This window comes from Burkholderia sp. RF2-non_BP3 (assembly GCF_001522185.1).
GTDB lineage: Bacteria > Pseudomonadota > Gammaproteobacteria > Burkholderiales > Burkholderiaceae > Burkholderia > Burkholderia diffusa.
Genome location: NZ_LOSU01000023.1, coordinates 16,367 through 39,875, shown reverse-complemented (window position 1 = coordinate 39,875; position 23,509 = coordinate 16,367). Strand labels below are relative to the sequence as shown.

Sequence of the window (23,509 nt, the reverse complement as noted above, 5' to 3'; positions counted from 1 at the left end):
TCGAACAGAACGATAAATACCGCCGGTCGCAAAGGATCATTTGCGTCGGCGCTCCGCACCGGGAGCACATTCGTTTTGCGATGCACTCCGAGTTTTTTACCGGATCGGTGAATACCGATCGGCACGATTTACCCCACCCATATTCCGCGACCGCGCAATGGAATCAATTCCATTGCAAACAACGATTCAATAATGCGCGGCAATGCGAATTCAGTCCCACTATCTGCACGCGCGAGAAACAGCAAGCAAAAGCATTCCCCGCAAAGCCCGCCAGACAAGGCGCCTTCGCTTCCAACAGACGAACAATCCCCCTCGGCGAAATGCCGATCAATCACCAAACGGCGACCAATCGCAGTTCGAGCCGATTTAATAAAATCGAAAGGATCGATTAACTATATGGAAAGGAATATTGTCTTTACGGGAATTTATTAAATTAAGTGAAAATATCGGCGCATAATAGATTCCGGGTTTTCCGCCGTAAAGTAATAATTTGTTACAGCGCGTGCCATTCCGGTAGAGGCCAATGCGGGACGGATTCCAGGCGCCGAAAAGAAAAAAGCCGGACAACTGTCCGGCTTCCGTATCGCGGCGCGGCGGGCGCCGTCAGAGCGGCACGTCGATCGCGCCGGCGCCGGTCGTGATCGTGTTCGCGCCGGGGGACGCCGAGATCGGCGGCAGGTTCGCGCTCGTCAACGCCGGCGCGGCGCCCGGCGTGCCGCCGCGCGGCACCGTGCGGATCACCTGCGACGGCGGCAGCGCGGCACCGCTCTTCAGGTGCCGCCACATCAGGTTCAGCGCCTGAAGGTTGTAGTAGTGGACCGGCACGAAGCGCGTGTCGAAGCCCGCGACGGGCAGGAACGCATCGAAGTGCTGGCCGTTCGTCACCTCGTAGAACACGAGCTGGCTGCGGCCGCCTTCGCTGATGCCGTTCTGCGCGACGTATGCGCGCGACGCGTGATTGACGGGCACGAGCGCGTCGCTGCGGCCCTGCACGATGATCGCGGGCTTGCCCTGCAGGTTCGCGTTCACGCGCACCGCGTCCACGTTCGCCGGCATGTCGAGCATCCCGTTGGTCCACAGCTGCCGCAGGCACAGCGCGCCCGCGAAACTCGCATCGGGCGTCGCGAGCCGGTGGTCGACACCCGCGCCGGTGTTGAACACGAGACTGACGCCGGCGGTCGGCGGGACGCCGTTGCCGAGGCCGAACACGGCCGGCATCGGCGACGTGGCGGGCGGCGCGACCGTGCCCGTCGCCGCGCTGGTGGTCGCGAAGCTGAAATTGCACAGATTGTCGGTCACGCGCGAGCGCGTATACGCGTTCGCATAGGTGACCGCGATGGCCGGGATCGCCTGCGAATCCCACATCGGCGCCTGCAGCAGGTCGGAGTCGGCGAGATAGCCGGCCGCATGCAGTTGCGCGAGCGCGTCGGCGGCCTGGCTTTGCGTATCGGCGCCCGACACGAGCCCCGCCGCGGCGAGCGTCGCGCAGCGCTGCGTGCGGATCGACTGCGTGGTGGCGGCCGGCAGCGCGCTCAGGTACGGCGCGCCCGCGAGCGACGCCGATGCGGCCGCGCACGGCTCCAGCAGGTTCGCGAGCGTCGCGTAGTCGGCCAGCGGCCGGCCGAACGACGGCACCGGCTGGCCGCCCTCGCGCACGACCGCGTTCGGCGCCATCCGCACGTTGACCTGCGGCTCGCCGACCACGACCGCGGTGATCCAGCGGCGCGTGTCCTGCTCGGCCGCCGCGAGCGCCGCGCCACCGCCGTTGCTGACGGACGCGGCGATCGTCGTGATGTCGCCCGGGCGGTACCGCACGCCGTGATGCGAGCCGTCGAGCAGCGGCCCGAACTGCTCGTTGAGCGCCCAGTATGCGAATTCGACCGACTGCAGCGTCACATGCCCCCAGTCCTGCTCGGGGTTCTGCTGCGAATGCGCGTGCTTGAACGCGTAGCGGTTCGGGAAACGGCTGTTGAACGCGGCCAGGTCGCCGCTCGTGACGTTGGCGGTAAAGAGACTGGCGTTGCCGGCGAGCACGGCGTCGGCGAGTGTGCCGTCGATCAGCGTGATCGTGTCGGTGCCGAGTTCGTGCGCGCCGTTGCCGCCGCCCTTGTCGTTGTATGCGACCGCGCAGCCGCGTTTGAGGCCCCACTCGCCGGCCGCCGAAATCGCGCCGTACACGCCGCGCGAACCGGACGACGTCGCTGTGACGATGCATGGCTGAGCGGGATCGAAGCTCGCGGGCACCTGCACGAGCAGCGTCACGTTCTTGCGGCCGCTGCCGTCGTCGGAATACGCGAGATATTCGGTGCCGGGGATCTTGCCCTCGCCGAGCGTGTCGTTGCCGTCGAGATCGACGTTCGGCCCCCAGAAACGGCCGTAGCCGCCATTGGCGCTCATGTCGACGAGCGCGCGGTAGTTCGACCAGATCGCGACCCGGCGCAGCTCGGCGCTCGTCGGCCGGGACGGATTCGCGAACGCGGGCGCGGTGGCCGTGGCGAGCCCGGTCTTGCCGAGGCCGGCCGTCAGCAGATCGTCGCTCGAGCCGTCGTAAGCGGTCGTGCGCACGCTGCCGGACACGAAACCGGGCAGCCGGTTGCGCTCGCCCGATTCGTCGCCGTTGCAGGCGCCGAGCATCGCGACCGCGACCAGCGCCGCGCCCAAGAGAATCCGACTGCCCCACCCGTGCGTCGTCATTGCCGACCTCTCGATATCGTTATCGGTCCGCCGCTGCGTCGTGCGCGGCTCACGGCCTCAGAAGAAACGCCGGGCCGTCCAGCACTTTCCGTCCCGAAGGAAGACCCTTGGGGATACCCGTTCGGGGGCCTGGCGCAAAGCGGCAGGCCCGAGGCATTCTAAAGCGCAAACGGGCCCCGGTACATCGGGGCCCGCCGCAAGCGGGCGCGCGGCGCTGGCGCGCCGCCGCCCGGCATCATTGCTGCTGAACCGTCAGCTTGTTCGTGACCGACGTCACGCCCTTCACGCTCTTCGCTGCCTCTTCCGCCTTGTCGATCTGTGCCTGGTCGGGCACCGTGCCCTCCAGCGAGATCGCGCCGCCCTTCGAGCGCACGACGAGGTTCGCCACGTCGATGCCGCCAGCCTTCGTAATTGCCTTGCGCACCGCGTAGCCGAGCTGGCGGTTCGCCTTCTTCGCGGTCTTGGCCGCGGCCTTCGGCGAGCTCGCTGCCGCAGCCGGCGCCTCGGTTGCCGCCGCGTCGCTCGACTGCGCATATACGCTGCCCGACAGACAGGCCGCCACGGCCGCAACACCCAACGCTCTCAACACGATCGACTTCATGCTATCTCCTTATGACTTCGGAACGGCCGTGCACAGTACGGCCGGATACCCCCAAAGGCGGCCGGCCCGCGCGCGAACGGGCGGGATGGCCGATGATTTCCACGGCGATGCGAGAGAGGCGACACGGGCCGGCGACCGGCGCACGCGAATGCGGGCCGGCCGGGCCGGACAGCCGCCGGCCGGACGCGCCCGGTCTATTGCGTGCCGGGTCGCGCGCGAATCGGTCGCGGCTGCGACGCACAATGTAATCCAGCGCCCGCCGAAGCGCAAAGCTTTTGACGCGCGAGCGCCCGGCGGCGGCCGGCTCGCGCGCCCGCGTCCCGCGCCGCGCCGCCGCGCCGAACTCGCGCATGCCGGGTGAAACCGGGTACCATCGCCGCCAGAACCTGCATCGCGTACATCGTCCGTGACGCCCGTCATCGACGCGTCACGCCCGTGTCATCCGCCACCTCATGAAGCCAGCCCGCCCTCGCCCGCCCCGCCGCATCCTCGCCCGCTTCGTCGCGGTGTCGTGGCGCGACCTCGCGCTGTCGATCGGCCCCACCGTGCTGCTCGCGGTCGCGGCGGTCTGGCTCGCGGTCAAGCTGATCCAGCCGGCGCCGCCGTCCACGCTCGTGATTTCGTCCGGCCCGCCGGGCAGCACCTACTGGAACGCCGCGCAGAAATACAAGACGATCCTCGCGAAGAACGGCGTCACGCTCGACGTCCAGTCATCCGAAGGATCCGCGCAGAACCTCGCTCGGCTGTCGAACCCGGACGCGCCGGTCGACGTCGGCTTCGTGCAGAGCGGCATCGGCCCGAAGGAGCGCGACGAGCACCTGGTATCGCTCGGCAGCATCGGCTACGTGCCGCTCGCGATCATGTACCGCGGCCCGGTGGTCGCGCGCCTGTCCGACTTCAAGGGCAAGCGGCTCGCGCTCGGCGCGGAAGGCAGCGGCGCGCGCGAATTGAGCCTGGCGCTGCTGAAGATGAACGGCATCGTGCCGGGCGGCTCGACCGAGCTGCTGCCGACGGCCGGCGAGGACGCCGCGACCGCGCTGCTCGACGGCACGATCGACGCCGCCTTTCTGTCCGGCGACTCGACGCAGATCCCGGTGATGGCGAAGCTGTTCCGCGCGCCCGGCGTGCACGTGTACTCGTTCACGCAGGCCGAGGCGTACGCGCGGCGCTTTCCGTACCTGACCGCGATCACGCTGCCGATGGGCGTCTACGATCTCGGCCGCAACCTGCCGCCCGCCGACATCCATACGGTCGCACCGACGATCGAGCTGGTCGCGCGCGATTCGCTGCACCCCGCGTTGTCCGACCTGCTGATCGAGGCCGCGCGCGAAGTACACGGCCACGCGACGATCCTGCAGCACGCGGGCGAATTCCCGTCGGCCGTCACGCGCGGCTTCCCGCTGTCCGACGACGCGGCGCGCTATTACAAGTCGGGCAAGACCTTCCTGTACCGGCGGCTGCCGTTCTGGGTCGCGAGTCTCGTCGACCGGCTGCTGGTCGTCGTGGTGCCGCTGATCGTCGTGCTGATCCCCGGGCTGCGGCTGGTGCCGTCGCTGTACGGCTGGCGCGTGCGTTCGCGCATCTACCGCTGGTACGGCGCGCTGATCGCGCTCGAGCGCCGCGCGCTCGGCGAGCATACGGCCGAGGAGCGTGTCCGTCTGCTCGACGAACTCGACGACATCGAGGAAGCCGTGAACCGGATGAAGATGCCGCTCGCGTATGCGGGGCAGTTCTACGTGCTGCGCGAGCACATCGGCTTCGTGCGCGAGCGGCTCACCGCGCAGGACCACGACACCGCGTCGGGCACGTCGGGCACGTCGGGCACCCCCGGCGCCGGCGGACCCGCGGCGGCGCGCGGCGGCGCGGCGGCGGCGCCTGCCGGCGAGCCCCCTCGGGCGACTCCCGGTTCCGCATGAGCGGCCGATCCGCGATCATTGCTGCATCCGCGCGGCTGCGTCCGCGCGCCGCCACGTAACATGAAGGCCGCCGCGAGGCGCACACGCCCCACTCTCTGGAGATCGCCATGACAACCGGCCTCGACACCACCCAGCCTGCCTGGTTCTTCGACTTCGTGTCGCCGTTCTCCTACCTGCTGCTCGAACAGCACGACAAGTGGCCGGACGTGCCGTTCGACCCCGTCGCCGTGTCGCTGCCCGACCTGCAGCGCCACTGGGGACAGCGCCCGAGCGCCGACGTGCCGGCCAAGCGCATGTTCACGTACCGCCATGCGCTGTTTCGCGCCGAACAGCTCGGCATCCGCTTCAAGATGCCGCCCGCGCATCCGTTCGACTCCGACAAGGTGCTGCGCCTCGCGATCGCGCTGCGCGCCGACATCGCGACCGTGCTGGAAATGTTCCGCTTCATCTGGCACGACGGCAACGATCCGTCGACGCCGAACGGGTTCGCCGCGCTGTGCGAGCGCGTCGGCGTCGGGCACGGCGACGAGCTGATCGAATTCGAGGAAACGAGCGCGCAGTTGCGCCGCAACACCGACGACGCGATCGCGCTCGGCGTGTTCGGCGTACCGACGTTCTGGATGAACCAGCAGCTGTTCTGGGGCGAGGACGCGCTGCCGATGGTGCTGTACTGCGCGCGCACGCCGAACTGGCTCGAGTCGCGCGAGGTCAAGCGGATCAGCACGCTGCCGAAGGGGCGCGTGTGATGGCCGGTATCACGCACCGCGACGCGTGGCTGCGGTAAGGTTACGCTTCTGCCGAATCACCGCGCACCGATGGAAGACGACGACCGTACCGCCTCGCTCGATATCTGGCTCGTGCGCGTATTGCGCACGCTGCTGCTCGAGCGCAGCGTCACGCAGGCCGCGCTGCGGCTGAACCAGACCCAGCCCGCGATCAGCACCGCGCTGCGCAAGCTGCGCGAGACGCTGAACGACCCGATTCTCGTGCGCGGCAAGTCCGGGATGGTGCCGACCGAGTATGGCGCGTCGCTGCTCGGGGCGGCGTCGCGTGCGCTGCGCGAGGTCGACTTCATCGCGACGCCGCACGGCGACTTCGACCCGTCGTCGGCGCGGCGCACGTTCCGCGTCGCCGCGCCCGACTACCTGAACGATTTCTTCATGCCGACGCTGATCGAGCGCTTTCGCGACGCGGCGCCGCATGCACATCTGGAAATCGACTCGCTGAACCCCGCGCTCGATCACGCGGAGGCGCTCGAATCGGGCGCGCTCGATCTCGTGATCGGCAACTGGCCGAAGCCCGACCCGCAGTTCGCGCGCCAGGACCTGTTCTCCGACACGATCGTGTGCCTGATGCGCGACGCGCATCCGCTCGCGCGCGAGCCGCTCACGCGCGAAGCCTACGCGGCGGCCGCGCACGTCGCGCCGACGCCGTACACCGGCGACAAGCGCAACGCGATCGAGATCGGCCTCGCGCGCGCGCGCCTCACGCGGCGGATCGTGACGACGCTGCCGTATTTCGGGATCGTGCCGCAGGTGCTGCTGCAGTCGGACCTGATCTTCACGACGACGCGCCGCTTCGCGACGCACTATGCGCAGCTGCTGCCGCTCGTCGTCGTCACGCCGCCCGTGCCGTTTCCGCGCATCAAGAGCTACCTGCTCACGCACCCGCACCCCGACCGCCCGACCGACATCGCGTGGCTGTGCGCGCTGATGCAGAGCGTGTCCGACGAGCTGACCGCCGCACGCGGCCGCAAGCGCTGACGCCGCGCGGCATTGCCTGCGCGCGACGACGCAGCGCCGGCGCTCAGGCCGTGCAGAAGGTTTCCTGCAGATGGGTCCAGCGCACGATGCCTGCCGCGTCGCGCGCGAACACGGCGGTCGCGCGACGCGCGGGCAGTTCGCCCGATGCCATCTGCTGCGCCTCGACATAGGTGAGCACCGCGTGCGATGCGTCGGCCATCAGCACGCGGATGTCCGACAGCGCGATGCGCAGCCCCGGCTTCGCGCCGCCGAGCGTCGCGAACAGCGCGCGCGTGCCGTCGCGATCGAGCGCGCGACCGTCGGTCATGATCATCGTGAAATCGGCGGAAAAGGCTGCGATCAGCGCATCGAGCGTCGCGGGTGAAGTATCGGTGCCGGACAGCCAGCGCTCGATGTCGACGAGGCTTGCATCGAGTGCGTCGAGATAGACCTGGGGATCGGACATGGTGCCTGCACGAAATGACGCGCGGCCCGATGCCGCGCGATCCGTGCAGTGTAGGCAAAAACGCGCGGACGTGCGTCGGGCGTGCCGACCTGCGTCGTTACCCGTCCTTACCGCGCGCAGCTCACGTCGTCGCGCACGCGCCCCGCCGCGGCCGCCTTCGTGTCGGCCACCGCCATGCCCGAGCGGGCCTGCAGCAGTTCCGCGCAGACGGCCACCGCGATCGCGCCGGGCGCCTTGTCGACGATGCCCGCGATGCCGATCGGGCACACCATCTCCGCGAGCCGCGCCGGATCGACGCCGCGCGCCGCGAGCCGGCGCTCGAACTTCACGCGCTTGGTGCGCGAACCGATCATCCCGAAGTACGCGAAGTCGCGCCGCCGCATGATCTGCGCGGCGAGCGAGAAATCGAGCGCGTGGTTGTGCGTCATCACGAGGAAATACGCGCCGGGCGGTGCCGCGTCGACGACGGCCTCCGGCGTGTCGGTCGGCTCCGGCTGCACGTTCGGCGGACATTCGTCCGGGAACAGTTCGTCGCGCGTGTCGACCCACTGCACGACGCACGGCAGTGCGCCGAGCAGCGTGACGAGTGCATGACCGACGTGCCCCGCGCCGAACAGCACGATGTGCATCGGCGGCGGCGCGGCGCTCGCGCGGGGGCGCCGGCCGGTGCCCGGCGCGAACGTCCGTATCGGCGACGCCGCGTTGCCGCACGCGCCGTCGCAACCGGCGGCGGGCGCATGCGACGCGGCATGCGGCGGGCGCGGTGAGCCGGCGGGCCGTTTCATGTCAGCCTGCCCGCGCGGCGCTCGCCGCGCGCACCGCATTCACCGCACGCAGGATCGACTCGCCGGTGGCCGGCGCGTCGAGCGGCGGATTCACCCGGTAGTCGCCGACCGCGGCAATCGCGTCGCGCACCGCGAAGAACACCGAGAACGGCAGCAACAACGGCGGTTCGCCGACGGCCTTCGACCGGTGGATGCTGTCCTCGACGTTGCGGTTCTGGAACAGCCGCACGTTGAACTCGGGCGGCGTGTCGTTGACGGTCGGAATCTTGTACGTGGACGGCGCGTGCGTCATCAGCTTGCCGCCCGCGTTCCACCACAGTTCCTCGGTCGTGAGCCAGCCCATCCCCTGGATGAACGCGCCTTCGACCTGGCCGATGTCGAGCGCCGGGTTCAGCGAAGCGCCCACGTCGTGCAGCGCGTCGACGCGCAGCGTGCGCATCTCGCCCGTCAGCGTGTCGATCACGACTTCCGACACGGCCGCGCCGTACGAGTAGTAGTAGAACGGCCGCCCCTGCAGCTTCGACTGATCCCAGTACAGCTTCGGCGTCGCGTAGAACCCGTCGGACCACAGCTGCACGCGCGCGAGATACGCCTTCGCGATCACCTCGCCGAACGGCACGCTCGCGCCGCCGATCCAGACGAAGTCGTTGCCGAATTTCACGTCGGCCGCGTCGACCTTGCCGTCGCCGAACTGCTTCGCCGCGAACGCCGCGAGGCGCTCGCGCAGCTGGCGCGCCGCATCCTGCGCGGCCTTGCCGTTCAGATCGGAGCCCGTCGACGCGGCCGTCGCGGACGTGTTCGCGACCTTGCTCGTGTCGGTCGCCGTCACGCGGATCCGGCCGAAGCGGATGCCGAGCTCGTGCGCGACCACCTGCGCGACCTTCGTGTTGAGCCCCTGCCCCATCTCCGTGCCGCCGTGGTTCACGAGCACCGAGCCGTCGGTGTAGATGTGCACCAGCGCGCCGGCCTGGTTGAAGTGCGTGACGTTGAACGCGATGCCGAACTTCACCGGCGTGAGCGCGATGCCCTTCTTCAGCACCGCGTTGCGTGCGTTGAACTCGCGCACGCCCGCGCGCCGTGCGCGGTAGTCGCTCGTCGTCTCGAGTTCGCCGAGCAGTTCGTGCAGCACGTTGTCCTCGACCGTTTGCCCGTAAGGCGTCACGTTGCGTTCGGTCTTGCCGTACAGGTTCGCGTAACGCACGTCGAGCGGATCGCGGCCGAGCGAGCGCGCGATGTCGTCGAGGATGTACTCGATCGCGAACGCGCCCTGCGGGCCGCCGAAACCGCGGAACGCGGTGTTCGACTGCGTGTTGGTCTTGCCGCAGTAGCCGGCGATGGCGACGTCGCCGAGCCAGTACGCGTTGTCGAAATGGCACACCGCACGCGTCATCACCGGGCCCGACAGGTCCGCCGAGAAGCCGCAGCGCGACGTCATGTCGAGGGCGACGCCGTCGAGGCGGCCGTCGTCGTCGTAGCCGACGTCGAAGCGGTAGTGGAAGTCGTGCCTCTTGCCGGTGATCATCATGTCGTCGTCGCGGTCGGGGCGCAGCTTCACCGGGCACAGCAGCTTCCACGCGGCGAGCGCCGCGCAGCATGCGAACAGGCCCGACTGCGATTCCTTGCCGCCGAACCCGCCGCCCATCCGGCGGCATTCGACCAGCACGTTGTGCGACGCGACGCCGAGCACGTGCGCGACGAGGTGCTGCATCTCGCTCGGGTGCTGCGTCGAGCAGTACACGTGCATCCCGTCGTCGTCCTTCGGCACCGCGTAGGCGATCTGCCCTTCCAGGTAGAACTGCTCCTGGCCGCCGAGCAGCATCTCGCCCGACTCGCGATGCGGCGCGGCGGCCAGACGCGCGGCCGCGTCGCCGCGCGCGAGCTTCAGCGGCGGGATCACGTAGGTTTCGGCCTTGCGCGCATCCTGCGCGGTCAGGATCGCGGGCAGCTCCTCGTAGTCGACCTGCGCGCGGCGCGCGGCGAGCCGGGCGATTTCGTGCGACGTCGCGACGACGATGAACATCGGCTGGCCGACGAACTGCACGATGCCCTTCGCGAGCACCGGGTCGTCGTGGATGATCGGGCCGCAGTCGTTCACGCCGGGGATGTCGTCGGCCGTGAACACGGCGACCACGCCGGGCGTCGCGCGCACCGCGTCGAAGTTCATCGACAGGATCTTCGCGTGCGGCTTCGCGGACAACCCGAGCGCCGCGTGCAGCGTGCCCGCGACGAGCGGGATGTCGTCGGTGTAGGTCGCGCGCCCGCTCACGTGCAGGTGGGCCGATTCGTGCGCGCGCGAGACGTGGACCTGCGCGGCGTCGGCCTGCGGGTCGAGGGTGTTCAGGAACGGTTCTGCTTGCTGGTTCATGTTCGGTGTTCTCCCTCGTCAGACGCGCGCCGCGTCGTTGGCAACTTCGGCGGCCACTTCACGCACGTTCAGCGCCTGCGGCGGCAGCGGGTCGTGCGGGCGCGTCTCCAGCCAGAATCGGTACATCAGGTTCTTCGCGGTATCGAGGCGATACGCGCTCGTCGCACGCATGTCGGTGAGCGGCTGGTAGTCGCGCTCGAGCGCCTGCATCGCGGCCTGCGCGGTGGCTTCGTGCCATGGCGCGCCGTCGAGCAGGCTTTCCGTGTGCGTCGCGCGCTTCGGCGTCGCGGCCATCCCGCCGAACGCGATGCGCGGCTCGCGGATCAGTTCGCCGTCCGCGATGAACGCGAACGCCGCGCACACCGCCGAAATGTCGGAGTCGAACCGCTTCGACAGCTTGTACGTCCGGAACTGCAGCTTCGCGCGCGCGCCGGTGCGGGTCGGCACCTTCAGGCCGACGACGAATTCGTGCGGCGCCATGTCCTTTTGCTGATAGCCGGTGTAGAGCGCCTCGAGCGGCAGCTCGCGCACCGTGTCGCCGCCGCGCAGCACGACCCGCGCGCCGAGCGCGATCAGGCCCGGCATCGAGTCGCCGATCGGCGAACCGTTCGCGACGTTGCCGCCGATCGTCCCCGCGTTGCGGATCGGCAGCGACGCGAAGCGCTTCCACATTTCGGTCAGTTCGGGATACGTGCCGGCGAGCGCCGCATACCCGTTCTCGACCGTCACGCCCGCGCCGATCTCGATCCAGTCGTCGCCGTGCACGACGTTCTGCAATTCGGCGATCTGGCCGACGTAGATCAGGTCGTCCAGACGGCGCATCTGCTTGGTGACCCACAGGCCGATATCGGTGCTGCCGGCGAGAATCCGCGCGGCGGGACGCTCGGCCTTGAGCGCGGCCAGCGCGTCGAGCGTGCGCGGCGCCGCGAAGCGTGCGCCGTCGGGCGTCGTGTAGTCGAACGTGTCGTCGCGCTCGAGCGACGCGAGCGTACGGGCGAGCGTGGCCGTGTCGACCGGCGCGGTGGACGCCGGCGCACCTTCGCCGGTCGCGTCGAACATCCGCACGGCCGCGTCGACGATCGGACGGTAGCCGGTGCAGCGGCACAGGTTGCCGGTCAGCGCATCGGCGATCTCGGTGCGCGTCGGCACGTCCTTCGCCTTCGCGCACGCGCTGCCGCAGCCTTCGTGGCCGTGCTTCTCGTACAGCGCCCACATCGACATCACGAAACCGGGTGTGCAGAACCCGCATTGCGACCCGTGGCAGTCGACCATCGCCTGCTGCACCGGATGCAGCGAACCGTCCGGCTGGCGCAGGTCTTCCACCGTCAGCAGCGCCTTGCCGTCGAGCGTCGGCAGGAACTGGATGCAGGCGTTGACGGCCTTGAACGCGACGGTGCCCGCGTCAGTCAGCTCGCCGACGACGACCGTGCACGCACCGCAGTCGCCTTCCGCGCAGCCTTCCTTGGTGCCGGTGCAGTGCGCGTCCTCGCGCAGATACTGCAGCACGGTGCGGGTGACGTCCGCGCCGCTGACTTCGCGGACCGCGTGACGATGGTAGAAGCGGATCGGCTCACTCATGTCTCGTTCGTTCTTCAAGTGGGGGCAAGGCGGCCTGCGCGGGGCGCTCGACCGACGTTTCTCTGACAGTTTGCACGCTATCACCATCAAATTCCGCAACCCATAGCCCATCACGCATGGGGCCCATATAACTGTCGCGATATGGGCGCCGAGGCCGCCCGACGGGCGGCGCGCGCCTTGCTCCATCTGGATTCCGGGCTTGCCGGTACCGCGCCGTCAGCGATTCTTCGGCAACGGAAACGGGGCGCGATTAACTAAATGGTCCCTGCGGGAAAACCGGTTCCATGGGAAAATCCCGATTCCGTTTTTCGCCGTCTTCCGTTCCGTTTCGCCCATTCGATCCGACCCCATGTCCACCGATTCCGCCACATCGCCGCGCAGCGGGTTTGCCGTCACGCTGCAAATCGTGTCCGTCGTCTGCTTCACGTTCATCTGCTACCTGACCATCGGCCTGCCGCTCGCCGTGCTGCCGGGCTTTGTCCACGACGACCTCGGCTTTTCCGCGATCGTCGCGGGCGGCGCGATCAGCGTCCAGTATTTCGCGACGCTCGCGTCGCGCCCGCTCGCCGGGCGCTTCGCCGACACGCTCGGGCCGAAGCAGACGGTGCTGCGCGGGCTGATCGGCTGCGGCGTGTCGGGCGTGCTGCTGCTCGTCGCGCTGCTGCTGGCCCACTGGCCGGTCGCGAGCCTCGTGCTGCTGGTCGCGAGCCGGCTCGTGCTCGGCGTCGGCGAGAGCCTGTGCGGCACCGGCGCGATCCTGTGGGGCATCGGGCGGGTCGGCGTCGCACACAACGCGAAAGTGATCTCGTGGAACGGCATCGCGACCTACGGCGCGCTCGCGCTCGGCGCGCCGGTCGGCGTCGCGATCGCGCATACGCTGAATCCGGCGCTGATCGGCGTGATCGTGATCGCGCTCGCCGCGACCGGCTTTTATCTCGCACGCCTGATCGATTCCGTGCCGCTCGTGCACGGCGAACGGATGTCGTATGCGAGCGTGTTCACGCGCGTGCTGCCGCACGGTCTCGGTCTCGCGCTCGGCTCCGCCGGCTTCGGCTCGATCGCGACCTTCGTCACGCTGTACTACGCGGCGCGCCACTGGCCGAACGCCGCGCTGTCGCTGACCGTGTTCGGCACGCTGTTCATCGGCGCGCGCCTGCTGTTCGCGAACACGATCAAGACTTACGGCGGCTTCCGCGTCGCGATCGTGTCGTTCGCGTTCGAATGCTCGGGCCTCGTGCTGCTGTGGCTCGCGCCCGTGCCGCACGTCGCGCTCGTCGGCGCCGCGCTGACCGGCTTCGGCTTCGCGCTGATCTTCCCGGCGCTCGGCGTCGAGGCGGTCGCGCTGGTGCCGCCGGCAAGCCGCGGCGCGGCGCTGTCCGCGTATTCGGTGTTCCTCGACCTGTCGCTCGGCATCACGGGCCCGCTCGCGGGCTATGTGGCCGGTGAGTTCGGTTATCCGCAGGTGTTCCTGTTCGCGGCGGTGGCCGCGGCGGCGGGCGTCGCGCTGTCGATGATGCTGTACCAGCGGCAGGCGCGAGTCGCGGGGAGCGGCGCGGCGGCTTGAGCGAGCCGCTCGCCGGCCGGCCAGGCGGCCGCTGCCCTGGCGGCCCAAAGGAAAACGCCCGCATCGCGCGGGCGTTTTTTGTTTCCGGCGGCGATCGCGGCGGCCGCCCCGGTCAGGCCGTGCGCAGGAACAACCGGCGCGTCAGGTCGAACGCGACGAGATTGCCGGCCAGCACGAGCAGCAGCCCGAGCACCGCGAGCGGCGACCACTGGTAGCCCTCGAAGACCGTCGACACGGCCAGCGCGACGATCGGGAACAGCACCGTGCAGTACGCGGCGCGCTCGGGCCCGATCCGTCCGACGAGCGTCAGGTAGGCCGTGAACCCGATCACCGAGCCCGGCACGGCCAGATAGAGAAGCGCGCCGAGATAACGCGGGTTCGGGTCGATCATGAACGGCAGCCCGGCCACCGCACTGCCGATCGTCAGGATCGCCGCGCCGATCAGCATCGCCCAGCCGTTGGTCGCGAGCGGGTGCAGGCCCATCGACTGCATCCGGCTCGACAACAGGTTGCCGGCCGAGAAGCACATCGTGCCCGCGAACGCGATCGCGAGGCCCGTCCAGGTCGCGTGATCGTCGAGGTGACCGGCCATCTGCTGCCAGAACAGGCATGCGATGCCGGTCAGCCCGAGCAGCGCGCCGGCGATCGCGGACGGCCGCAGCGGGCGCCCCATGAACAGCCGGCCGTTGATCGAGTTCAGCAGCGGCGCGGTCGAGAAGATCACGGCGACGAGGCCGCTCGGCACGACCTGCTCCGAATAGTAGAAGCACAGGAAATTCAGGCAGAACAGCGCGAAGCCCTGGGCGACGAGGTAGCGCCACGCCTCGCGCGGCGGGCGCACGGGCCGGCGCATCACGCGCAGCAGCGCGAACAGCACGGCGGCCGCGAGCCAGAAGCGCCACGCGATCGACACGGGCGGCGGCACGGCGCCGAGCTGCCATTTGATCGCGATCCAGGTGGTGCCCCAGATCAGCACGGTGACGAAATAAAGCGACAGGTTCATGGCGGCAACGAAGCGGAACGAGTGAAACGGACTCCGACTGTGCCGCCACCCTGCCGGCGCGGATTGTCCGGAATTGCGGTCTTTTTCGGGCGGCCGCACGGCGCGCTTCGCGCGCGCTTATACTCGCCCCATCATGAGTTCGCCCCTGTACGCCCCGCCCGCCGACCACGCGGCCGCCCTTGCCGGCGGTGCGATGCCGTTCGGCCTGCAGTCGGTGTGCCGCACGCTCGCCGAGGCGAATGCGACGCTCGAACGCTTCGCGTGGCTCGGCGACCATCTCGCGATCGCCGAATGGACGCGCATCACCGACGAAAGCGAGACGATCTACGAACAGCCCGGCCACCACACGCTGTCGTGCTATCTCGACGGCGGCTACCGGACGGAGCGCGAACGCGTGCCGCGCTACGGCGCGCCGAGCCTGCTGTGCGCGCTGCCGGGCGACCATGAATCGCGCTGGTGGGTGCGCGGCGAGATGCACTTCATCCACCTGTACTTCCTGCCCGAGCACTTCACGCAGCGCGCGATCCGCGAGCTCGATCGCGAGCCGCGCGAGCTGAAGCTGGCCGACCGCACCTATTTCGAGGATGCGCGCGTCGCGGCGCAGTTCCGTTCGCTCGCGCTCGAACGCTGGGACGATGCCGACGGACGGCTGCGCGTGAACGAAGCCGCGCACGACGTGCTGAGCCTGCTGCTGCGCGGCCAGAGCACGACGCGCACCGATGTGCCGTTCCGCGGCGGGCTCGCGCCGGCCGTGCGCCGCCGCGTGCGCGACTATATCGACAGCTACCTGTCGCAGCCGCTGACGCTCGGCGAACTGGCGAACGTCGCCGCGCTGTCCGAATACCATTTCTCTCGGATGTTCAGGCTGTCGTTCGGCCGCGCGCCGCACGCGTGGGTGGCCGAGCAGCGGCTCGCGCGGGCGCGGCTGCTGCTGCGCACGACGACGCTACCGCTCGCACAGGTCGCGGCCGAATGCGGCTACGCGAACGCCGGCCACTTCAGCCATCGCTTTCGCGACGCGCACGGCACGACGCCGAACGCGTACCGGCGCGCGATGCAGGGCGGCTGAACGCCACGCGCCCCGGCCGTCGACGAGGCGGCTTCGTGCAGCGCACCCGCCTCGCCACTCTCCGCTCTCCGCTTACGTACCGCGCCGCGACAGTTCCTGCTCGAGCGCGGCCACGCCGGCCGGCAGGTCGACCGGCACCTTCAGGTCGTCCATCGTGCGGCCAAACGCGTGCAGCGTGCGGAACAGGTTGTGTTCGCGACACTGTTCGCCCATCTGCCCGATCCGCACGATCGGCAGCCCGAACGAGCCCGAAATCTCGACCTGGTACTGCTTCGAGATATGGCCGCACACCATCCCCGGCGTGAGCCCTTCGGGCGTCTCGATCCCGACCACCGAGTTGAGCCGGCAGTCCTTCGGCGCATAGAGCGTGAGCCCCATCGCCTCGACGCCCGCCTGCAGCGCGAGCGAGCAGCGCAGATGGCGCGCGAAGCGGCTTTCGAGCGTCTCCGCGCAGACGAGCCGCAGCGCCTCGTGCAGCGCGAGCACGCCCGACACCGGCGCCGTGTAGTGGTAGCCCGCGTTGTGCCAGAAGTTCTCCGCGAGCGCCATGTCGAGGCACCAATGCGCGTTCGGTTCCGGACGCTGCTTCATGCGCTCCCACGCGGCGTCGGAGAATGCGATCAGCGACACACCGGGGATCGACGACAGCCCCTTCTGGCCGCCCGTGATCACCGCGTCGATGCCCCACGCGTCCATCTCGAGCGGCATCGTCGACAGCGTGCACACCGCGTCGACCACGACCAGCGCGCCGGCCGCCTTCGCGAGCGCGGCGATGTCGCGCAGATCGCGGTTCCACACGGTGTTCGACGTCTCGCCCTGCACGATCGTGACGATTTCGGGCCGCTCGCGCGCGATCGCGTCCGCGATCTCGTCGAGGCTCGCGACCGAGCGGTCGGCCACCTCGAGCGTGGCGACGTCGGCGCCGACGCGCGTGGCCATTTCGGCCATCCGCGCGCTGAAGAAGCCGTTGCGGATCGACAGCACGCGCGTGCCGCGCCACGCGAGGTTCGAAATCGCCATCTCCATCGCGGCGGAGCCGGGGCCGGCCACGCCGAGCACCCACTTCGAGCGGGTCTGGAATACGTAGCGCGCCATCTCCTTCACCTGCTCGATGATCTTCGCCATCGTCGCGCCGAGGTGGTTGATCACGATCGTGTTCGCCTTCGCGACGGCGGCCGGGATCGGGACCGGGCCGGCCCCCATCATCAGCAGCGGTTCTTCGGGCAGGATCGCGTCGAGCGGCACGACGACGGGACAGGGAATCGGCGAGTAATCGATGGACATGGCAGGTCAAGGAGGAAGGAAGAAAACGCTCGGACATCGTTCGCCGCACGGCATGGCGAACTGATCGATCATTCCGCGTTCCGCGCCCGCGCGCAAGAGGCACGCGCCGCCGGACAGCGCGACGCTGGCCCGGTCGACGGACCGGGCCAGCCGGCCGCGCCTGCGCCGCATGAGCCGATTTCGTCATGCCGCGGCATTGCCGTGCGGATGCGTAACGGTTCCATCCGCAGTTCGATGTCCGCGATTTTCTCGCGCAGTATGGCGACGCGCTCCGGATGCCCGCGTTCTGCACGATACATGCATCGGCCGGAATACCGGCCATCACGATAAAAATCGCGCGGGATGGAATCGGTCCACGAAAACCGGCCCCGGTAAAAAACATCCATTATCGCGGCATCAATTGGTGAGCGATTTCACCCATTACCGCGCCCGGCCACACACGATCACGCGTAATGCATTGATTTAAATTGACAATATTCAAACCACCGGCAGTTTCACTCAATTCACTTCCGGCTATCCCCCGCATACACACGCGACACTGCCCCGCTAAATCGATACCCGCGATTTCGATTTTACGCAACCCGCCCTTTTTCTCAGGTTGACGGATATCGGTTCTGTAATGAACAATCGTCTGCAGAATCGAAAACCGATTTTTCGATACGGGCCGGAACCCCGGTGTCACGCGACGGTTTTCCAGGTCGCGCAACGAAAAATCACAACCAAAATCAATCAACCGGGCCAGAAATCCGCGAGCCATGAACCAGATTCAGACCATGCGTGTGTTTGTCTGCGTCGCCGAACAGCAGAGCTTCCGGCGCGCGGCGCACCATCTAGGCGTGTCCAATGCGCTCGTCACGCGCTCGATCGCGATGCTCGAGTCTCACCTGAACACGCGGTTGATCCACCGCACCACGCGCAACCTGTCGCTGACCGAGGCCGGCCTGCGCTACCTCGACGGCTGCCGTGCGCTGCTCGAGGAATTCGACCACCTCGAGGCGTCCGTCGCACACGCCGTGCGCGAGCCCGCCGGCACGCTGCGCGTCGTCGCGTCGGGCCTGCTGTCGCCGCTGGCGCTCACGCCGCTCGTCAGCAGTTTCCGGCATCGCTACCCCGAACTGCGCGTGCAGCTCACCGTCGCCGAAGGGCCGCTCGACGTGCTCGAGTCCGGCTACGACGTCGGCATCGCGACGGGCAACCGGCTCGACGGCAACCCGACCCTGATCGGCCACGCACTCGCGCCGAGCCCGTTCGTCGCCTGCGCGGCGCCCGCGTATCTCGAACGGCGCGGCGAGCCGCGCGCACCCGACGACCTGCCGGGTCACGACTGGGTCGCGCTCGCGCCGCACCAGCATGCGCCCGCGTGGCGGCTGGTCGGCCACGACGGCGTCACGCATTCGATCACGGTACGCCCGACCTGCACGGTCAACCAGCTGGCGCTCGTGCAGGCGGCGGCCGTCGCCGGGTCCGGCATCGCGGTGCTGCCCGAGCCGAGCATCGCCGACGCGCTCGCCGCCGGAACGCTCGTGCGGCTGCTGCCCGCCTACCGGATCGACGACCCGGACGCGCAACTGTCGCTCGTCTACCCGAACCGCCAGTACGTGCCGGCCCGCACGCGCAGCTTCGTCGAGCATGCGCTCGAGCACTTCGGCGCGCAGGGGGCCCGCGAGCGGACCGGTTACGGTTTCCTGCGCACGCCCGATCGCGCCGACATCGTCACCGGCCGGCAAACGGGCCTGCAGTAAACTGCACGCGACAGCCATCGGAGGTGCAGCGTGCGTGTGATCCTGTTCAGCAGCCGGCAGTACGACGACGAATCGTTTACCGCCGCCAACCGGCAATTCGGCTATCGGCTGCACTTCCAGCCGTCGCACCTCGACGCGGAAACCGCGATCCTCGCGCACGGCTACGAGGTCGTGTGTCCGTTCGTCAACGACACCGTCGACGCGGCCGTGCTCGAACGGCTCGCCGACGGCGGCACGCGCCTGATCGCGCTGCGCTCGGCGGGTTTCAACCACGTCGACCTGGCGGCCGCCGAGCGGCTCGGCATCGCCGTCGTGCGCGTGCCGGCGTACTCGCCGCATGCCGTTGCCGAACACGCGGTCGCGCTGATCCTCGCACTCAACCGCCGGCTGCCGCGCGCGGTCGCACGCACGCGCGAAGGCGACTTCTCGCTGAACGGCCTGCTCGGCTTCGACCTGCACGGCAAGACCGTCGGCGTGATCGGCACCGGCCTGATCGGCAGCGTGTTCGCGAAGATCATGATGGGCTTCGGGATGCACGTGCTCGCGCACTCGATGCCGCCTTACGACGACGAATTGATCGCGTTCGGCGCGCGCTACGTCGAGCTCGACGAACTGCTGCACCAATCGGACATCGTCAGCCTGCACTGCCCGCTGCTGCCGTCGACGCACCATCTGATCAACGCGCAGACGCTCGCGCGGATGAAGCACGGCGCGATGCTGATCAACACCGGCCGCGGCGGCCTCGTCGACGCGCAGGCGCTGGTCGACGCGCTCAAGAGCGGGCAGCTCGGCCATCTCGGGCTCGACGTGTACGAAGAGGAAAGCGGCCTGTTCTTCGAGGATCACTCCGACCTGCCGCTGCAGGACGACGTCCTCGCGCGCCTGCTGACGTTCCCGAACGTGATCGTCACGTCGCACCAGGCGTTCTTCACGCGCGAGGCGCTCGCCGAGATCGCGCACACGACGCTGCTGAACATCGAGGCGTGGCACGCCGGCACGCCGACCAACGTCGTCACGACGGGGCGCTGATCCACGGCGCGCGGCGCACGCGATCCGTCAACGATTCGTCATTTTGTTTTGACTGACGTAACGCCGCACGGCCGGCGTCTGCTATCGTTGCGCCGACTTCCCCCTTGCTTCTGCCGCTCATGCGTTTCGACGACTCCGCCATTGCCGCGGTCTACCGCGCCATCTTCGAACGGCGCGACATGCGCCACTTCACGCCGGCGCCCGTCGATCCGGCCACGCTCGCGCGGCTCCTGCGCGCCGCGCACCACGCGCCGAGCGTCGGTTTCATGCAGCCGTGGCGCTTCATCCGCATCACCGATCCCGCGCTGCGCACCGCGATCCACGCGCTGGTCGAGGCCGAGCGCCGCGCGACCGCCGACGCGCTCGGCGAACGGCAGGACGAATTCATGCGGCTGAAGGTCGAAGGCGTGCGCGAATGCGGCGAGTTGCTGGTCGTCGCGCTGACCGACGATCGCGAGCGCCACGTGTTCGGCCGCCGCACGCTGCCGGAGATGGACCTCGCGTCCGCCGCCTGCGCGATCCAGAACATGTGGCTCGCCGCGCGCGCCGAAGGGCTCGGGATGGGCTGGGTGTCGCTGTTCGACGTCGACGCGCTGCGCACGCTGCTCGGCATGCCGGCCGGCGCGAAGCCGATCGCCGTGCTGTGCGTCGGGCACGTCGATGCGTTCTATGCGAAGCCGATGCTCGAGGAGGAGCGCTGGGCCGCGCGGATGCCGATCGAGGCATGCCTGTTCGAAAACGGGTGGGACGCACCGGCGACGCAGACCGCCGATTGCACGGCAAACGCCGGCACGACAGGCGGATCGTCGCCGTCGCCGTCGCCGTCGTCATCGCCATCGCCGTCGCCCGAGGCAGCCGCACCGGGCGACCGCTCCGACTCGACGCCAGCCGGTGCCCTGCCCGAGCGCTAATCGAGCCCGGCGCGCGCGAAAAGCGCCGCGCCACCGGCGTCGCTCCGACCCGAATTTTTCCGCGCCACCGACGTCGGACATCGTCCAATCCCACACTGTGACGCGCTGCGGCTGCTACCGCGTCGCACGCCGGCAACATCCGTTTTGGCCCCGAGCATAGGGGTTTTCACTGAAGTAGAATCGCGGCTGATGTCCTCCCGCCCCGCCCGCCGCGCGCATCCCGCGCCGGCCTCGGGCCGCGGCCTTTCCGTAGCCCACCGCGATGCCATTACCTCTTTTCGCCCTTGCCGTCGCCGCATTTGGAATCGGTACCACCGAGTTCGTGATCATGGGGCTGCTGCCCAACGTCGCCCGCGACCTCGGCGTGTCGATCCCGGCCGCCGGGATGCTCGTGTCGGGCTACGCGCTCGGCGTGACGATCGGCGCGCCGATCCTCGCGATCGTCACCGCGAGAATGCCGCGCAAGCGCGCGCTGATGGGCCTGATCGGGCTGTTCATCGCGGGCAACCTGTTCTGCGCGATCGCGCCCGGCTACGCGGTGCTGATGGCCGCGCGCGTCGTCACCGCGTTCTGCCACGGGGCGTTCTTCGGGATCGGTTCGGTGGTCGCGAGCAACCTCGTCGCGCCGAACCGGCGCGCGCAGGCGATCGCGCTGATGTTCACCGGCCTCACGCTCGCGAACGTGCTCGGCGTGCCGCTCGGCACCGCGCTCGGCCAGGCCTGGGGCTGGCGCGCGACGTTCTGGGCCGTCACCGGCATCGGCATCGCCGCGGCCGCCGCGCTCGCGGTGTGCCTGCCAAGGAACCTCGCGATGCCCGACACCAGCATCACGCGGGAATTCAGCGTGCTGAAGCATCCGCAGGTGCTGATGGTGCTCGGCATCAGCGTGCTGGCGTCCGCGAGCCTGTTCAGCGTGTTCACGTACATCACGCCGATCCTCGAGGACGTGACGGGCTTCTCGCCGCGCCAGGTCACCTATGTGCTGCTGTTGTTCGGTCTCGGCCTGACCGTCGGCGGCACGCTCGGCGGCAAGCTCGCCGACTGGCGCCGGATGCCGTCGCTGATCGCGACGCTCGCGCTGATCGGCATCGTCCTCGCGCTGTTCGCGGGCACGATGCACCTGCCGTTCGCGGCGCTCGCGACGATCTTCGTGTGGGGCATCCTCGCGTTCGCGATCGTGCCGCCGCTGCAGATCCTGATCGTCGATCGCGCGAGCGACGCGCCGAACCTCGCGTCGACGCTGAACCAGGGCGCGTTCAACCTCGGCAATGCGACGGGCGCCTGGCTCGGCGGGATGGCGATCGGCTCCGGCGTGTCGCTCGTGAACCTGCCGTGGGTCGGTGCCGCGATGGCGGTCGCCGCGCTCGCGCTCACGCTGTGGTCGGCGTCGCTCGAGCGCCGTCCGGTGAGCGGGCCGACCGGATACGTGTGACGCGCGCGCAGCGGCGATGCGCAGCGGTGCGGCGGCCGGGCCGCGTGCCGCCGCGTTCGTTGCGCGCGCAACGCCATGCGAACCTGATGGCCTTCATGGACCTTTCAGGGTCCGCGGTGTAGCATCGCGGCCGATGAAAGCCATTCTCAATCGTGATTTCCTCGCGCTGATCCTGAGCGTCGCGGTCGTCGGTCTCGGCACCGGCGCGACGATGCCGCTCACCGCGCTCGCCCTGACCGAAGCCGGACACGGCACCAACGTCGTCGGCATGCTGACGGCCGCGCAGGCCCTGGGTGGCCTCGCGATCGTCCCGTTCGTCACCGCGCTCGCGCGGCGCATCGGCTCGCGCCGCGCGATCGTCGTGTCGGTCGTGCTGCTCGCGGCGGCCACGGCGCTGATGCAGTTCACGTCGAACCTGATCGTATGGGGCGTGCTGCGCGTGCTGTGCGGCGCGGCGCTGATGCTGCTGTTCACGATCGGCGAGGCATGGGTCAACCAGCTCGCCGACGATTCGACGCGCGGCCGCGTCGTCGCGATCTACGCGACCAACTTCACGCTGTTCCAGATGGCGGGCCCCGTGCTCGTCAGCCAGATCGCCGGCGCGACGAGCATCCGCTTCGCGCTGTGCGGCGCATTGTTCCTGCTCGCGCTGCCGACGCTCGCGACGATCCGCCGCGCGCCGCTCGCCGGCGACGACGCGCATCACGCAGCGCACGACAGCTGGCTCGCCGTGCTGCCGCGCATGCCCGCGCTGATCATCGGCACCGGCTTCTTCGCGCTGTTCGATACGCTCGCGCTGTCGCTGCTGCCGCTCTATGCGATGGATCACGGCGTCGCGAGCGCGACCGCCGTGCTGCTCGCGTCGATCATGCTGTTCGGCGATACCGCGATGCAGTTCCCGATCGGCTGGCTCGCGGACAAGCTCGGCCGCGAACGCGTGCACCTCGGCGCCGGCTGGATCGTGCTCGCGGGCCTGCCGCTGCTGCCGTTCGTGATCGCGAACCCGTGGCTGTGCTGGCCGTTGCTGTTCGTGCTCGGCGCGGCGGCAGGCAGCATCTACACGCTGTCGCTCGTCGCATGCGGCGAACGCTTTCGCGGCGCGGCGCTCGTCACCGCGAGCTCGCTCGTGTCGGCATCGTGGAGCGCCGCGAGCTTCGGCGGCCCGCTGGTCGCCGGCGCGTTGATGGAGCAACTGGGCAGCAACGCGCTGATCGGCGTGCTGGTCGTCTGCGTCGCCGCGTTCGTCGCGGCCGCGCTGTGGGAACGACGCGCCACGTTGCAGCGCGCGGTCTGACGCCGACGCAGATGTTGGCGCCGACGCTCGTGCG

At 69.2% G+C, this 23,509-nt stretch carries 19 protein-coding genes; 10 read left to right on the top strand and 9 right to left on the bottom strand.

Translation table 11 applies throughout. From position 1 onward, the window contains the following. Positions 1–603 precede the first annotated feature (603 nt). Together WS45_RS08285 and WS45_RS08280 are read right to left on the bottom strand one after the other, a co-directional pair. On the bottom strand, positions 604–2,694 hold the full coding sequence (locus tag WS45_RS08285) for a D-(-)-3-hydroxybutyrate oligomer hydrolase (protein WP_059690717.1): 2,091 nt from the start codon (positions 2,692–2,694) through the stop codon (positions 604–606). Between the two features lie 235 nt (positions 2,695–2,929). Beyond that, positions 2,930–3,295, bottom strand: a complete 366-nt coding sequence (locus tag WS45_RS08280; protein WP_059699336.1) for a BON domain-containing protein — start codon at positions 3,293–3,295, stop codon at positions 2,930–2,932. Between the two features lie 452 nt (positions 3,296–3,747). Here WS45_RS08280 and WS45_RS08275 point away from each other — a divergent pair, with 452 nt between their 5' ends. From WS45_RS08275 to WS45_RS08265, 3 genes are all read left to right on the top strand, one after another. Then, positions 3,748–5,211 carry a TAXI family TRAP transporter solute-binding subunit gene (locus tag WS45_RS08275; RefSeq protein WP_059699334.1) on the top strand — a complete coding sequence of 488 codons (1,464 nt, stop codon included), beginning with the start codon at positions 3,748–3,750 and terminating at the stop codon, positions 5,209–5,211. Between the two features lie 107 nt (positions 5,212–5,318). Next, a complete protein-coding gene (locus WS45_RS08270; protein ID WP_059699332.1) occupies positions 5,319–5,957 on the top strand; it encodes a 2-hydroxychromene-2-carboxylate isomerase in 639 nt (212 codons plus the stop codon). Positions 5,958–6,026: 69 nt separating this feature from the next. Continuing rightward, positions 6,027–6,974 carry a LysR family transcriptional regulator gene (locus WS45_RS08265; RefSeq protein WP_059530460.1) on the top strand — a complete coding sequence of 316 codons (948 nt, stop codon included), beginning with the start codon at positions 6,027–6,029 and terminating at the stop codon, positions 6,972–6,974. Between the two features lie 43 nt (positions 6,975–7,017). Here the strand turns inward: WS45_RS08265 and WS45_RS08260 are convergent, their stop codons facing one another. From WS45_RS08260 to xdhA, 4 genes are all read right to left on the bottom strand, one after another. Continuing rightward, on the bottom strand, positions 7,018–7,419 hold the full coding sequence (locus tag WS45_RS08260; RefSeq protein WP_059699330.1) for a hypothetical protein: 402 nt from the start codon (positions 7,417–7,419) through the stop codon (positions 7,018–7,020). A gap of 107 nt (positions 7,420–7,526) precedes the next feature. Further along, positions 7,527–8,204, bottom strand: coding sequence for a xanthine dehydrogenase accessory protein XdhC (gene xdhC, locus WS45_RS08255; RefSeq protein WP_059699512.1), 678 nt, complete (start codon positions 8,202–8,204; stop codon positions 7,527–7,529). Position 8,205: 1 nt separating this feature from the next. Then, positions 8,206–10,569, bottom strand: coding sequence for a xanthine dehydrogenase molybdopterin binding subunit (gene xdhB, locus WS45_RS08250; protein ID WP_059699328.1), 2,364 nt, complete (start codon positions 10,567–10,569; stop codon positions 8,206–8,208). An 18-nt stretch (positions 10,570–10,587) separates the two neighbouring features. Next, the gene (gene xdhA / locus WS45_RS08245; RefSeq protein WP_059699326.1) at positions 10,588–12,147 is read right to left on the bottom strand and encodes a xanthine dehydrogenase small subunit; all 1,560 of its coding nucleotides are present in this window, start codon (positions 12,145–12,147) and stop codon (positions 10,588–10,590) included. A gap of 349 nt (positions 12,148–12,496) precedes the next feature. On the opposite strand from xdhA, the gene WS45_RS08240 reads away from it, so the two are divergent. Further along, positions 12,497–13,711, top strand: coding sequence for an MFS transporter (locus tag WS45_RS08240; RefSeq protein ID WP_059690711.1), 1,215 nt, complete (start codon positions 12,497–12,499; stop codon positions 13,709–13,711). 112 nt (positions 13,712–13,823) lie between these two features. Here the strand turns inward: WS45_RS08240 and WS45_RS08235 are convergent, their stop codons facing one another. Continuing rightward, on the bottom strand, positions 13,824–14,714 hold the full coding sequence (locus WS45_RS08235; RefSeq protein WP_059690710.1) for a DMT family transporter: 891 nt from the start codon (positions 14,712–14,714) through the stop codon (positions 13,824–13,826). A 133-nt stretch (positions 14,715–14,847) separates the two neighbouring features. Here WS45_RS08235 and WS45_RS08230 point away from each other — a divergent pair, with 133 nt between their 5' ends. Next, entirely contained in the window at positions 14,848–15,783 is a 936-nt protein-coding gene (locus tag WS45_RS08230; RefSeq protein ID WP_059530479.1) for an AraC family transcriptional regulator, read from the top strand. 72 nt (positions 15,784–15,855) lie between these two features. On the opposite strand, the gene WS45_RS08225 is transcribed toward WS45_RS08230, so the two are convergent. Together WS45_RS08225 and WS45_RS34840 are read right to left on the bottom strand one after the other, a co-directional pair. Beyond that, entirely contained in the window at positions 15,856–17,067 is a 1,212-nt protein-coding gene (locus tag WS45_RS08225) for a pyridoxal-phosphate-dependent aminotransferase family protein (protein WP_059699324.1), read from the bottom strand. A gap of 385 nt (positions 17,068–17,452) precedes the next feature. Further along, complete coding sequence (locus tag WS45_RS34840) at positions 17,453–17,824, bottom strand: hypothetical protein (RefSeq protein ID WP_156437089.1); 372 nt, start codon at positions 17,822–17,824, stop codon at positions 17,453–17,455. Here WS45_RS34840 and WS45_RS08215 point away from each other — a divergent pair. The 5 genes from WS45_RS08215 (at position 17,823) to WS45_RS08195 (ending at position 23,475) form a co-directional block, all read left to right on the top strand. After that, the gene (locus WS45_RS08215) at positions 17,823–18,809 is read left to right on the top strand and encodes a LysR family transcriptional regulator (RefSeq protein WP_059699320.1); all 987 of its coding nucleotides are present in this window, start codon (positions 17,823–17,825) and stop codon (positions 18,807–18,809) included. The two genes, WS45_RS34840 and WS45_RS08215, sit on opposite strands and share 2 nt — an antisense overlap. 30 nt (positions 18,810–18,839) lie before the next feature. Further along, positions 18,840–19,838, top strand: a complete 999-nt coding sequence (locus tag WS45_RS08210) for a 2-hydroxyacid dehydrogenase (protein WP_059690708.1) — start codon at positions 18,840–18,842, stop codon at positions 19,836–19,838. A gap of 119 nt (positions 19,839–19,957) precedes the next feature. Continuing rightward, positions 19,958–20,749, top strand: a complete 792-nt coding sequence (gene bluB, locus WS45_RS08205) for a 5,6-dimethylbenzimidazole synthase (protein WP_059699511.1) — start codon at positions 19,958–19,960, stop codon at positions 20,747–20,749. 262 nt (positions 20,750–21,011) lie between these two features. Continuing rightward, positions 21,012–22,181 (top strand): MFS transporter, encoded by a 1,170-nt coding sequence (locus WS45_RS08200; protein WP_059530493.1) that lies wholly within the window; start codon positions 21,012–21,014, stop codon positions 22,179–22,181. 133 nt (positions 22,182–22,314) lie between these two features. Then, positions 22,315–23,475 carry an MFS transporter gene (locus WS45_RS08195; RefSeq protein WP_059690706.1) on the top strand — a complete coding sequence of 387 codons (1,161 nt, stop codon included), beginning with the start codon at positions 22,315–22,317 and terminating at the stop codon, positions 23,473–23,475. Positions 23,476–23,509: the final 34 nt, after the last annotated feature.

Bases quoted from the DNA above. Each gene is read 5' to 3' on its own strand.
- WS45_RS08285 (WP_059690717.1), bottom strand. From the start codon at position 2,694: ATGACGACGCACGGGTGGGGCAGTCGGATTCTCTTGGGCGCGGCGCTG.
- WS45_RS08280 (WP_059699336.1), bottom strand. From the start codon at position 3,295: ATGAAGTCGATCGTGTTGAGAGCGTTGGGTGTTGCGGCCGTGGCGGCC.
- WS45_RS08275 (WP_059699334.1), top strand. From the start codon at position 3,748: ATGAAGCCAGCCCGCCCTCGCCCGCCCCGCCGCATCCTCGCCCGCTTC.
- WS45_RS08270 (WP_059699332.1), top strand. From the start codon at position 5,319: ATGACAACCGGCCTCGACACCACCCAGCCTGCCTGGTTCTTCGACTTC.
- WS45_RS08265 (WP_059530460.1), top strand. From the start codon at position 6,027: ATGGAAGACGACGACCGTACCGCCTCGCTCGATATCTGGCTCGTGCGC.
- WS45_RS08260 (WP_059699330.1), bottom strand. From the start codon at position 7,419: ATGTCCGATCCCCAGGTCTATCTCGACGCACTCGATGCAAGCCTCGTC.
- xdhC (WP_059699512.1), bottom strand. From the start codon at position 8,204: ATGAAACGGCCCGCCGGCTCACCGCGCCCGCCGCATGCCGCGTCGCAT.
- xdhB (WP_059699328.1), bottom strand. From the start codon at position 10,569: ATGAACCAGCAAGCAGAACCGTTCCTGAACACCCTCGACCCGCAGGCC.
- xdhA (WP_059699326.1), bottom strand. From the start codon at position 12,147: ATGAGTGAGCCGATCCGCTTCTACCATCGTCACGCGGTCCGCGAAGTC.
- WS45_RS08240 (WP_059690711.1), top strand. From the start codon at position 12,497: ATGTCCACCGATTCCGCCACATCGCCGCGCAGCGGGTTTGCCGTCACG.
- WS45_RS08235 (WP_059690710.1), bottom strand. From the start codon at position 14,714: ATGAACCTGTCGCTTTATTTCGTCACCGTGCTGATCTGGGGCACCACC.
- WS45_RS08230 (WP_059530479.1), top strand. From the start codon at position 14,848: ATGAGTTCGCCCCTGTACGCCCCGCCCGCCGACCACGCGGCCGCCCTT.
- WS45_RS08225 (WP_059699324.1), bottom strand. From the start codon at position 17,067: ATGTCCATCGATTACTCGCCGATTCCCTGTCCCGTCGTCGTGCCGCTC.
- WS45_RS08215 (WP_059699320.1), top strand. From the start codon at position 17,823: ATGAACCAGATTCAGACCATGCGTGTGTTTGTCTGCGTCGCCGAACAG.
- WS45_RS34840 (WP_156437089.1), bottom strand. From the start codon at position 17,824: ATGGCTCGCGGATTTCTGGCCCGGTTGATTGATTTTGGTTGTGATTTT.
- bluB (WP_059699511.1), top strand. From the start codon at position 19,958: ATGCGTTTCGACGACTCCGCCATTGCCGCGGTCTACCGCGCCATCTTC.
- WS45_RS08200 (WP_059530493.1), top strand. From the start codon at position 21,012: ATGCCATTACCTCTTTTCGCCCTTGCCGTCGCCGCATTTGGAATCGGT.
- WS45_RS08195 (WP_059690706.1), top strand. From the start codon at position 22,315: ATGAAAGCCATTCTCAATCGTGATTTCCTCGCGCTGATCCTGAGCGTC.